Annotated in this window: 9 protein-coding genes and 1 tRNA gene; 1 reads left to right on the forward strand and 9 read right to left on the reverse strand. The window is 51.1% G+C overall.

Annotation, left to right across the window (positions count from 1 at the left end; genetic code table 11):
* Window positions 1-57 precede the first annotated feature (57 nt).
* From K3T82_RS13050 to K3T82_RS13065, 4 genes are all read right to left on the reverse strand, one after another.
* Window positions 58-1,539, reverse strand: coding sequence for a DUF3536 domain-containing protein (locus K3T82_RS13050; protein ID WP_220193879.1), 1,482 nt, complete (start codon window positions 1,537-1,539; stop codon window positions 58-60).
* Between the two features lie 455 nt (window positions 1,540-1,994).
* The gene (locus K3T82_RS13055; protein ID WP_220193880.1) at window positions 1,995-2,540 is read right to left on the reverse strand and encodes an HNH endonuclease; all 546 of its coding nucleotides are present in this window, start codon (window positions 2,538-2,540) and stop codon (window positions 1,995-1,997) included.
* Window positions 2,541-2,976: 436 nt separating this feature from the next.
* Window positions 2,977-3,053: transfer RNA gene (locus K3T82_RS13060), tRNA-Pro, on the reverse strand.
* 353 nt (window positions 3,054-3,406) lie between these two features.
* Window positions 3,407-4,711 (reverse strand): NAD(P)/FAD-dependent oxidoreductase, encoded by a 1,305-nt coding sequence (locus K3T82_RS13065; protein ID WP_220193881.1) that lies wholly within the window; start codon window positions 4,709-4,711, stop codon window positions 3,407-3,409.
* 353 nt (window positions 4,712-5,064) lie between these two features.
* On the opposite strand from K3T82_RS13065, the gene K3T82_RS13070 reads away from it, so the two are divergent.
* On the forward strand, window positions 5,065-5,922 hold the full coding sequence (locus tag K3T82_RS13070) for a putative RNA methyltransferase (RefSeq protein ID WP_220193882.1): 858 nt from the start codon (window positions 5,065-5,067) through the stop codon (window positions 5,920-5,922).
* A gap of 48 nt (window positions 5,923-5,970) precedes the next feature.
* On the opposite strand, the gene gcvPB is transcribed toward K3T82_RS13070, so the two are convergent.
* The 5 genes from gcvPB to K3T82_RS13095 all read right to left on the reverse strand — a co-directional run bounded on the left by gcvPB (window position 5,971) and on the right by K3T82_RS13095 (window position 12,219).
* Window positions 5,971-7,461, reverse strand: a complete 1,491-nt coding sequence (gene gcvPB / locus K3T82_RS13075; protein WP_220193883.1) for an aminomethyl-transferring glycine dehydrogenase subunit GcvPB — start codon at window positions 7,459-7,461, stop codon at window positions 5,971-5,973.
* Entirely contained in the window at window positions 7,458-8,810 is a 1,353-nt protein-coding gene (gene gcvPA, locus K3T82_RS13080; protein ID WP_220193884.1) for an aminomethyl-transferring glycine dehydrogenase subunit GcvPA, read from the reverse strand. The genes gcvPB and gcvPA overlap by 4 nt, the downstream gene beginning before the upstream one ends.
* 640 nt (window positions 8,811-9,450) lie before the next feature.
* Window positions 9,451-9,846, reverse strand: coding sequence for a glycine cleavage system protein GcvH (gene gcvH / locus K3T82_RS13085; protein WP_220193885.1), 396 nt, complete (start codon window positions 9,844-9,846; stop codon window positions 9,451-9,453).
* Window positions 9,847-9,935: 89 nt separating this feature from the next.
* Complete coding sequence (gene gcvT, locus K3T82_RS13090; protein WP_220193886.1) at window positions 9,936-11,060, reverse strand: glycine cleavage system aminomethyltransferase GcvT; 1,125 nt, start codon at window positions 11,058-11,060, stop codon at window positions 9,936-9,938.
* 265 nt (window positions 11,061-11,325) lie between these two features.
* Window positions 11,326-12,219, reverse strand: coding sequence for a DUF6585 family protein (locus K3T82_RS13095; RefSeq protein ID WP_220193887.1), 894 nt, complete (start codon window positions 12,217-12,219; stop codon window positions 11,326-11,328).
* Window positions 12,220-12,323 lie beyond the last annotated feature (104 nt).

Genomic DNA, 12,323 nt, shown 5'->3' on the forward strand with positions numbered 1-12,323 from the left:
ACACATAGAAGGGAGCTACCCCATAGGGATAGCTCCCTTCTATGTGTCTCTAAGTGCTTAGAAGTGAAGAGGGAAAGGGGGGAGCAGGCCATCTTCGACGGCTGGTAACTCCTTGTAGAGATCGACACCATTCTTCTGGGTGCGCCAGCTACGTGCTGGAAGGAGATCTTGCAAGAAATCATATTGGAGATCAACATCGATAGCCTGCCAGATGAGGCTAATCGCGCGACGTGCGAAAGCGATTCCATTGCGGGGCTCAATGCGATCAAGATCCTCAAAGAAGAAGGCGCAACTGGTGAAACTATACTGTTGATAGTACTGAGCCTCCAATAGCCGTTGGGCTCGATATTCGAGCAAGGCTGAGGGACGCTGACCGCCCTTCCCGTGCCGCGTCCAGAAGCTCTCTTCGCTCTCCCAGCCATTGCGGAGCGCCAGATAATCATTACGCGCCGCCCAGGGATCTTCTAGAATCTCGGAAGCATATTGCTCGAAGAGCAGATCACCGCGTTCAGCCAGGCGTGAGAGGGCACGCCGTAGGACGGGTTTCCAATTGCTCTCTCCCTCGGTACAAGAGCAACCTGTACCCCAGCGTGCTACTCCATGCTCACAACTCCAGGCGCTCGGCACCCGTAACTGAACCTCTTTTGTTGGGGGCTGCAATAGCATATAGCGTTCAAGAGTACAGATCTCGAAGCCCTCTTCAGGTGCTCCATGCTGGATCAGATGTGAGAGAAACTTGTCACGCCAGGGCTTATGGTGTCCATAGAGCTCGCCATCAGTCGCTATGAGAATCAGTTGCGGCTCTCCGTTATCGATCTTCTCGCGTACAAGATGCCCAGGCAGGTAGGAAGACGCAAAGACATCGGCATTACTGGTAGAGGCCGAATCAAAGGAGACTCCACCTGAGAGTGGGCCATTGTAGAAGAAGACCGTCATCGAGCGCCCACTCTTGAGCGGCACAGTATAGGGTTCTGTCGGATCAATTGCTGTGGCTGCCTGCCAGGGAGCTAGTACCGTGTAAGTTACTCCATATTGGGCTAGAATATCGAGACATTCCAGGTCGATAGCTGTTTCCGCCAGCCACATCCCATGAGCATCACGTCCATAGCGGTGGCGGAAGTCTTGCAGGCCCCAGAGGATCTGGGTGTGCTTATCACGCGTTGTTGCCAGGGGCAAGATTGTATGATTATAGGCCTGTGCCATGGCATTGCCAACACCATAGCGTTCCATATGCTTTCGGTCCGCATCAATAATCAATTGATGGACATCAGGTTCATGTGCTTCGAGCCAGGCTGCGAGCGTGGGACCTAGATTATAACTGATCTCAGCGAAATTCCCCTCTTCTGCATTAGGACGGTAGCATTCCGCAGTGATTTTCTCGTTATAGTTAAGAAATGGAGCAGCACCAGACTCTATAGGTATTTCATGTGTAAAAGGGTTTTCGCGAGGGGGTTGATAGAAATGGCCATGTAAGCAGAGGTAAGTGGAACCCAGCTTGGAACGCGATATTGAACCATTGGGAAGTGTTTTCTCGATCATGCAACCACCTTTTAGGTCCCAGGCGAAAACCTATCCCTATTTGTGGGAACGGCGTCACTAGCATTAGCATGCCAAGTTTTCGCATAAGAACTACTGGTCCAGAGCCGAAACAGCGTTCGTCTACCTGGACTTACTCTACAATAACGTCACTCATCAATAATGGTAGCAGAGTCAAGAACAATGGGACAATCAATCTACCAATATTGGGAGGCTAATCGGCGTTTTGGGCGACCCGGATAACTATTAAATGGGTCGCCCATCTTCACCAATGATTGTGTTTGCCCTCATAGCAAATACGTATTGAAGAGTCTTGGTAGATGCAGATTGATTGGGTAGGGGGAAGAGCAATAAGCTTTTCTTCCCTACCAAAGAAGACGAATAAGATCGTAGTAATAAACGCAGACTACATTCATGTATGCATTGCTACATCACGCAAATGTATTAGGATACCCTACTCAGGCGCTAAATGCTTTAGCAGATCCTCCATGAAATGTCGTAAGAAACTCCTCATATGCGGCGCGTAGCTTCGGATAGCGCAACAGGAAGACTCCTGCGTATTCTGTTGTCAGCGGACGAGGTTGATGCAGCAGACGCATGTTGACGTCCTTCAGCAGGTGGTTGCTCTTTTTGCCGTTGCAGTATCGGCAACACGCGACAAGATTCTCCCAAGTGCTCTGTCCGCCGCGAGAGCGTGGAATGACGTGATCAAGCGTCAATTCGCGCGTGCGCTTGCCGCAGTACTGACAAGTCTCTTCATCGCGTAGCATAATATTCGCGCGTGTTGGCTGGAGAGCCATACGCGGAATGCGCACGTTGGCAAGTAGCTGAACGATAACAGGGCGTTCGAGCTCCAGGCGACGGGCGCTAATGCTTTCCTCGATCAGGGAGCGCACACTCTCATCGACGAAGGTAACTTTCTGCTTCGACAACAAGACAATTAAGCGGCGCTCTGGAATGACCGAGAGAGGCTGTAGCGAGGAGTTCAATACAAGAACAGGCATGAATATTCCTTTCCTCTCTGTCAGAGCCGACACATACACAGACAGCGAGGAGAGGCAGAAAGGTTATGGAAGTGATGGAGAATACTTCCAGTCCCTTTCGCTTCTACCGCCGTCTATGACGACCAAGCGGATAGGGGTGAAGAAATCTTGCATGTCCAGGAAGGACAGGCACAACAGGGTGTATCTCACCTATACCATCCCTGGTATGCATGATACCCGAAATGGCATGAGGGGAAGTGATGGTGCAGACCATAGAATCGGTCTGCATTGTACACAACCTGAGAACCCGCATGTTAGGAAAACTCCTTAGTGCCTGCAAAAAAAAAGCGGCACATACTCATCACACTGAAGGAACAGTTTTCTGTTTTATCGACCTTATACATCGATACTTCCTTCGCTCCCCTTATCACCTAAGGGGAAGAGTATGTGCCTTACCTGGTCGGGGTGAGAGGACTTGAACCTCCGACCTCAGCGTCCCGAACGCTGCGCGCTAGCCGACTGCGCCACACCCCGAAAGTCTTCCATGCAAATGCTTTATCGCACCGCACTTATCCGTTTTGAGCAAGCTTACTCAATTTCCAGGTTCGACCACTAAAACCTTATAAGAAAACCAACGCCACTGGCGTGTCTAGCGCTAACGCGCTCAGGTTTTTACATAAGGAGTAGACGGGTATGATATCCGACTACGAAGCTGTAACCTACGAAACCGACAATCTTTCTTTCTTCCCGGCCCAAGTAGCCGGAGCGAATTATTATACTGCTCAACGGCTAGTATAGCATACCTCTTGCTATTTGACAATAGGTTTATGGCTGAATTTAGCATGGATCGATCAAATTGATCTCAGCCCGGGGAGCCAGCGCACAGGCTATTCGCCTGCAGCGCCTGATTCCTCTGTGTGCGATTTTGCTTCATGTAGGACCTGTTGGATCAGGTCTTCGGCAAGTGCAAGTGAGTAGTTCTGACCTCGGTCATGAGGGTAGACCTGGAACATATTCGCCAGCCAGAGACCTTGCAATGGTGTCCGGTGAGGTGGAATATGCTCACGATAATCAACGGTTACGATTGGCTGAGCAAAGGGGGCATGAAATATCCAACTCTCGGTGACCCATGAAGGATCGAAGGAAGGCTGAATGCGTTTGACCTGTGGAAGGAAGGCTGCCAGGACCTCCTCTTTGCTTTGAGTGAAGAGAGGGTCATGCATTGGGCGATAGTTGCCCAGGTAGATCAGGTGGCGTCCACCGTACTCCTCAATTGGTCGATAGTTGGTATGTTCAACCAGGGCCATAAAGGGATAACCTGGATCGCAGATGTTCATCCAGTAGATATCTGTCAGAGGACGATCCAGTGCCAGGATGAGGCAGTGGGCTCCGTATGCTTGCACCCCGTCATATTGTTGGCGATAGTCAGAAGGAAGCTCTGGTATTAACTGGCAGGTCAGGCGCGTGGGTAGCGTTGATATCACCTGATCAAACTCCCATGAACCCTGGTTGGTATGTACATGCCAGCGTCCGTTGTCATGCTGAACCTGGTCTACACTGGTTCCCAGAAGTATCTTGCCACTTAGCTCCTGAATACGCTCACTAAGTCGATCATAGAGCAACTGGAAGCCACCTCGCAGGTAGCCAAGCTGAGTTGTGCGATCATGGAGTCGGGCCCAGATCCAGGGAAGGGCAATTTTATCGCGCAGGTCGCCAAACTTACCGGTGAAGAGTGGCTCAAAGAGCACTTCATAGGGACGCTTCCCCATCCAGCGCTTGAGCCAGGGGATAGCGGTTTTACCCTCGAACCACGAGGGAGGAGCGATCTTGAGAAATGCCAGAACCGCGCCCACGCGCAGCCGCTCATCCAGCCGCCAGGGCTTGAACTTGAGCAGAGTGAGAGGAGAGTCAAGCTGCTCGATTTTGTTGTCGATCAGGCTAACCGTGCGGGGTCGTAGCCATTCAAGCTGGTCCTCTAACCCTAACTCCTTGATGATGCGAATGACGGTCGTATCAGAGCGAAAGATATGGTGATAAAACTTATCTAGCCAGGAGTCGCCAACGCGAAAGCCTGAGGCTAATCCGCCAGCCATTGGTTCCTTCTCGAAGAGCATGACCGAGTGCCCGGCCTGAGCCAGACGATAGGCCGTCATCAGCCCTAAAGCGCCCCCTCCAAGGACCGCATATTCCATGTGTATTCTCCTCAACAATATATTCTTGTGTGCAACGCATGCATTATTGCTGCTCGTCTTGGAAAGCGAACACTACTCGTTTTGTGAATGATGTTTGGAAAACGAATGGCTTCGATTCTCGGGCCAACATGGGCCTAGACAAACAAGAGGTCTAGCCAAATATATCGGCCTTCATGGGCGTGTGCTTCAATAGCGCTTAGCCTGCCTTATTCTAACATAGATAGTCATTTCTGATTACTGTGGGGGACTAACTGGGCCCTTGTTGTGTTGCTATGAGATAGTTATACTATGGCTCTGGACATGTTCCGCTCTATGAGCGTATCTATTTGTTATGCCAGCGAATGGGAGAAGCTGTGACCATTAAGACATGCGCCCTGAACCTTTTAACCTGTCCCCTCTGTCAAGGTAGCTTTCATGTTGAGGCTCGAAGCCTGCTCTGTGAGCAGAGACACACCTTTGATATCGCGCGCGAGGGCTATCTTTATCTGTTGCGTAAGAAGGCCAGTGGGGATACGAAGGAGATGTTAGAGGCTAGGCGGGCCTTTCTGGAGCGAGGGTACTACGCTCCTCTGGCACAGAGATTGACCGAGCTGCTGATGGCCCGCCTACGCGAGAGGTCGGTAGAGAACGCCTCTCCATTTACTATTCTTGATGCGGGCTGTGGAAACGGTTATTATCTTGGTTATCTACTGGCACAGCTCGAAGCCAATTCGTATACCTGCGCGTTGGGATTCGATATCTCGAAAGATGCGATCCGGATGGCGGCAAAAAGCTATCCCCAGGCCCAGTTTATCGTTGCTAATCTTAAGGAGCACCTGCCCCTGCGCGATGCCAGCGTTCAGACTATCCTCAATGTTTTTGCTCCACGCAATATCTCCGAGTTCGCGCGTGTGCTGGTATCACAGGGGGAACTGCTTATAGTCATCCCTGGAGAGCATCATTTGGCGCAAGCACGTGCAGAACTGGGTTTACTGAATTTGGAGGAGAATAAGCGGCAGCACGTTCTCTCACAGGTTACCGCAAACTTTGATTTGCTGGAACAGCATGATGTTGCGTATACGCTTGACCTGGATCAGGAGGCGTTGCGCCAACTGGTGCGTATGACTCCCAACTACTGGCATATGACGGATGCTATTGAGGAGCGTCTGAGCGCGATTGAGAGGCAGCCTTGCGATGTTGAGTTTCACTGCTTACTCTTGCGCAAGAAATAACGAGGCAAGCGGCGAGATACAGTCCCGCCGCTTGTACGCATGCTTTAATTAAGCGTGAGTGACCTCCTGTCCGGGTTCCCAGCGCAGATTGGGTTTACGGGCTGCCAGTGCTTGATCCAGGCGTCCGATGACTGTAGTGTGCGGAGCCGTTTTCACTACTTCAGGAGTGGTTCGTGTCTCCTCGGCGATCTGCTTCATGACCTGAATGAACTCATCAAGAGTCTCGCGTGTCTCAGTCTCGGTGGGTTCGATCATTAGCGCCTCTGGAACGATCAGTGGGAAGTAGGTCGTAGGTGCATACATCCCGAAGTCAAGCAGGCGCTTGGCGATATCCGTCGCTGTAACTCCTGCCTCCTGTTTTTGACGGCGAGCCGTTGCCACAAACTCGTGCTGGCAGATAAGCGGATAGGCGATCTCATACTCCTCGGCGAGACCATGCTTCACATAGTTGGCGTTGAGAATGGCGCTTTCCGAGACGCTACGCAGACCATCAGGACCATTGGAGCGAATATATGTGTATGCGCGAACCAGAACGCCAAAGTTGCCCTTATTCGCACGCACCTTGCCAATAGATTGTGGACCCGCATCCTCCCAGGAGTAGGTGCCATCTCCATGCTTCGCTGGCAGTGGGCCGGGCAAGAAGGGGACGAGATGTGACTTGACTCCAATAGGGCCGGCTCCAGGACCACCACCACCATGTGGTGTGCTACATGTTTTGTGTAGATTGAAGTGAACGACATCAAAACCCATATCGCCGGGGCGCGTAATGCCCATAACGGCGTTCGCGTTCGCTCCATCATAATAGAGTTGCCCACCAACCTCATGGATCTGGCGCGCGACCTCCAAGATATTGGAGTCGAAGAGACCCAGGGTATTTGGATTTGTCAACATAATGGCGGCGACGCTGGGACCATGCTTTTCCAGGAGTGTGTGCAGGTGCTCAAGATCCACGCCTCCTGTCTGGGGGTTCGTCTTTACCTCAACGACCTTGTAGTCTGCGAGGGTCGCGCTGGCAGGATTGGTGCCATGTGCGTTGTCGGGAATCAGAACCAGATTGCGTGAGCCTTCATTGCGACTCTGGTGATATGCCTTAATCAACATTAGACCGGTTAGCTCACCATGTGCGCCTGCTGATGGTTGCAGGGTCACGCGGACCATGCCGGATATCTCCGCCAGGTAGCGTTCCAGCTCATAGACAAGTTGAATCGCGCCCTGAACAGTTGTATCAGGCTGTAAAGGATGGATATGCCCAAAACCGGGTAGTCCTGCCATATCTTCGTTGATCTTGGGATTATATTTCATTGTGCAGGAGCCGAGCGGATAGAAGCCGCTGTCGACCCCGAAGTTCCGTTGCGAGAGGTGGGTATAGTGGCGTACCACTTCGATTTCGCTTACCTCGGGCAGTGGTGCTGGCTCACTACGGAGCATCTTAGATGGCAAGAGTTCGTCCAACTCCTCCATAGGCACATCCAGCGCAGGCATATTCGTAGCGCGCCGACCTGGGGCACCCTTTTCAAAAATCAGCTTCTCGACGCTCATGCCTGTACCTCCTTCAGCGCTGCGACCAGGGTATCAATTTCTTCTCGTGTGCGTGTCTCTGTCACGCAGAAGAGTATGCAGTTTTCTAGTTCTGGATAGCTCTCTGCCAGAGAGTAGCCACCAATGATATCAGCCTGTGCGAGATGTCGTTCAAGCCTGGAGGCAGGGATGGGAGATCGCACCACAAATTCATCAAAGAATGGGCTCTGGAAGACTGGCTCAAATCCTGGGACTGCCGTAATTTGGCGGAAGGCGTAATGGGCCTTGCGTAGACAGAGTTCTCCTAGTTCTCGGAAGCCCTGCTTACCTATTGCCGCCATATAGATTGTTGCGCCAATGGCAAGAAGTGATTGATTGGTGCAGATATTGGATGTTGCACGCTCGCGGCGAATATGCTGTTCACGCGTCTGTAGCGTTAGAACATACCCGGTCTGCTTCTTCCCACCTTCCTCTACTGTCTGCCCGACGAGACGTCCGGGCAGCAGGCGCATGAACTTCTGCTTTGCAGCCATAAAACCCAGTGCGGGTGCGCCATAGCTCATCGCGTTCCCGAAGCTCATGAGCTCACCAACGGCGATATCCGCCCCGTATTCTCCAGGGGAAGCCAGGACGCCAAGGGAGGCTGGCTCGGTAATCGTCGTAATAAAGATGCCTTTGCCTTTGTGGGCGATAGCTTCAATGGCGTGAGCGTCCTCAACGCAACCCAAGAAGTTTGGTTGTTGTATGATAACTGCCGCAGTGGAAGGCGTAACGGCAGCATCAAGCTCTTCTAGTGAGGTCACACCATTTTCAGTAGCAACCTCTTTGATGGTAAAGCCGCGTGCGAAGGCGTACGTCTGAAGGACACGTCTATACTGGGGATCAACTCCCTGCGAAATGACTACCTCGCCGCGTCCGCCAGGACCAAGGGCGATAAAGACAGCCTCTACCATTGCGGTCGCGCCATCATAGAGCGAGGCATTGGCGATGTCCAGGCCGGTAATTTGGCAAACCATCGTCTGGAACTCGTATGTTGCCTGGAGAATTCCCTGGCTCACCTCGGGTTGGTAGGGGGTATAGGAGGTCACAAATTCAGAGCGGCGCTGGAGATGTGGGACCACACTAGGAATAGCGTGATCGTATGTACCAGCACCTAAAAATGAGATTGTGGTATCGAGGCTCTTATTACGGGCTGCCATGCGCGAGACCAGGCGGCGAAGATCCGGTTCTGCAAGAGCCGGTGGCAGGTCCAGTGGATGACCCAGCCGAACATCTTCAGGAACGGGAGCCAGCAGGTCTTCTATTGAAGAGAGGCCCATGCTTGCTAGCATCTCCTGCTGCTCTTCAGGAGTATTAGGCACATAACTCATGGATTTGTATTTCTCCCTGGAGATCTAAAAGGGTTATTACGAAAACCAAAGCCACTGCCGTGGCTAGCGCTGGCGCGCTCAAGTTTTCGGATAACAATAACATGCAAGTCGCGTCCGAAGGACATGCAAGTTACAGCCAAAGGCATAATAAAAATCGAAATTTATAAAAATAGGATGAAGGGGCCTGGAGGCGCGCAAAATAGGTTTTGCTCATCCCGGAGTAACAAGGTAAAACTCTCCCCTCATTACCGCTGTGTTATTACACTTCTCTATCGGCTTGCGCGCAGAGAAGCCACAACAACCACAGACATTTGTACGGAAGAGCTAATACTCTTTTTAGACATCCTGATTATACCGCATCGATGGATACGATAGCCAAAATGGATAGGTGCGTAAAAAAGTGGTCTTCCTGGTTATTGTCTGATTGTACCTACTCAGGAATTTTCGTCACCTACTATGACTCACTAGCATCATGGGATGGGAGCATTGCAAATCGCCCTTTGAGTAAGGCAGGCATGAAAGTTGTGCCTGGTTGCGAGATAGCAATGCCCTCATCCCATGTTCATACGAAGCGCTTGAGCGCTGTGAAGTGGCAGGTTTGTGTAGCTAGATGACCACTCATGAGCACTAGCGAGAAGCGCTAGCGACCTTCCAGGTATTGTAAATACTCTTCGGCGCTCATCAACTGGTCAAGCTCTGCTGTGTTGGCGAGTTTAACTTTGAGCATCCATCCCTCATCGTAAGGGCTATCGTTGATCAGCTCTGGACGCTCTTTTAAATCCTCATTGGAGGCGATGACCTCGCAACTAAGAGGTGCTACAAGCTCGGAGGTAGCTTTAACGGACTCGATATCGCCAAATTTATCCTCGTTTGCGAGACTCTGGCCTGCGTCCCAGGGAAGTTCAATATAAACAATATCGCCCAGCTGGTCCTGAGCGTAATCGGTGATGCCAATGACGACCTGGTCGCCTTCTACACGTACCCATTCGTCAGTTTTGGTATATTTGAGATTATCTGGATGGTTGAGATTTGCCATCGTAAGTTATTCTCCCTTCATATGAATATCCTATGTATGTGCCCGTGTTTATATGTGAAAGCTCTGACATATGATTGTCTTGCGTAATTCTATTGTGCACGCTTATAAAAGGGCAGCGACACAATTTGAGCCGCAACCTGTTTGCCACGGATCTCCACCTGAATTAGTGTTCCCACCTTCGCGTGTGCGATATCAACGAAACCAAGGCCGATACTCTTCTGGATCGTTGGGCCGTGGGTACCACTGGTCAGGATGCCAATGCGCTGCCCATCGGCAAAGAGGGCGTAACCACTACGAGGCACACCCCGCTCCTGCAACATTACACCTACCAGGCGTTTTTTCAAGCCCTGCTCTTTTGCCTGCTGGAGCGCCGCCCGTCCGATAAAATCGGCATCTTTCTTGAGCTTGACGGTCCAGCCTAGATTAGCCTCCAGAGGATTTGTCTCTTCATCCAACTCATGCCCATAGAGGCAGTAAGCGGCTTCCAGACGTAAAGTATCGCGTGCTCCCAGACCTGCTGGTCGGATGCCCTGTGCTTTCCCTGCTTCTAGCAGCGTGTTCCAGAGATGCGCTGCGTCTATGGAGGGGGCATAAAGCTCAAAACCATCCTCGCCCGTATAGCCAGTGCGCGAAATAATGCAATGAACACCAGCCACTTCACCAGGCGCGAAGTGATAGTAGCGAATCTCACCCAACTGTATCTGGGTCAAGGGCTGAAGGATGGAATGTGCCAGAGGTCCTTGTAAGGCCAGTAGGGCTGTAGTTTCCGACTGATTGGAGAGGGTCACGTTAGCAAACTTCTGCGCATGGCTCTCAATCCAGGCGTAATCTTTATCAATGTTGGCTGCATTGACAACGAGCATGTAGTGATTGTCTGCCAGATAGTAGATTAGCAAATCATCAATGGTTGTACCGTCTGGTTTACAAAGCTGTGTGTAGAGCGCCTGTTGTTGCGCCAGCCGCGCCACATCGTTTGGTACGAGATATTGGAGGAAAGCCAGGGCATCGCTTCCCTCGACCTTAAACTCGCCCATATGGCTCACATCAAAGAGCCCGGCCCGCTCGCGAACATTTTGATGCTCCTCAATGATGCTACTATACTGTACAGGCATTTCCCAGCCGCCGAACTCTACTAATCGTGCGCCCAATGCACGATGCTGCTCATAGAGCGGAGTTCGTTTTAAACTAGGGGTCGCACTGTCATGTGTGGTCATACAAAAATCTCCCATTGCATGCACTATTGTGGGCTGCTGGCTAAGGTCTTCTATGAACTAGGACTGCTACCCATCGCAATGCCTCTATCAAGACCAGAGTGACCTCCCTATGCAAAAAGAGTGCCAGTAACGATAGTGACACTGGTTTTCGTATTAACCCTAGCATACTTAAGTCTTCGCATAAGGACTAAACATATAGTGAAAATCCAGGCATGCAAAGCTCTAATCTCACTATATCAGATTTTATAAGTCGCGACAATGATGCTCATGATAAGCGCATTCGCCCCAGTGTATCACGTATAGTTGCGAGCATTCCTTTAAGAAGTGCTACATTAGGGACGCGAGCTAGCAGTAGCCATGCCCAGGGTCTAGCATAGCCACGCACGGTAATCGTTATGAGTCCCCAATGTTCATCCACAGAAAAGCCGCCAAAGAGATGCCAGGGGAGCAGATCTTGCCCGTAGTACATTCCATCTCGATGTAGCAGTAGAGGGCCGAAGGAGACAGGCTTTCCTTGTTGAAAGAGCGACCGAGCCGCTGGGAACTGGCACCGAGCTGTCTCCTCATCAATGGTCTCACAGAGCCGTGTCCAGCGCCTAAAGTGATAGGGAATACTGATTGAGAGCCCGCTATACGCGCGTAAAACATAGGCATGTTTTAATATGCTTGATCCTTTGGTGGCCTCTGTGTGGGTTACATAATCGAGATTACTCCACGACGCCGAGTGAGGATGATCATATGCGATGTATGCCAGGCGGTTCGTATCGATCTCGAAATTTGGATCTGGCGTCTGCAGATCGACCTTGTGCCAGACATACTCAACCTCTCGCCAGCGCATAGCTGTCCAGCCCTCGCGGTTAGTTGCCACCAGTCCATGTTCATATACGCGTACCGTGATATAGCGATAGCGTAAGAAAAGAACCAGGCAAGAGATGAGGACAATTAGAAAGATGAGAGAGAAGATCCCCGCTAGCGTCAGTGTAAGAAGGGGAAGTGAGAGGAAGCGCGAACCAAACAGTAGTAGAGCCAGCACGACGAAGCAGATTATAAGAGTTAAGATAGTTTTAGAAAGCATCGTATGGTAATAGGTCGCGCGTAACGTGCCAAGATCAGAGAGATCGCTCTGACCTGAGCCCCGATTGTGTGTTTGTTGGACCATAGATTGTACCATTGTCCTTTATTGCCACAGTTATACGGCTGCTATTAATAGGTATATCGTAACATGTATTTCTACCCATTGAAATGGATTAGCGCCCCAAAAAC

It is taken from the genome of Ktedonospora formicarum (assembly GCF_016587355.1).
Classification (GTDB): Bacteria; Chloroflexota; Ktedonobacteria; order Ktedonobacterales; family Ktedonobacteraceae; genus Ktedonobacter; species Ktedonobacter formicarum.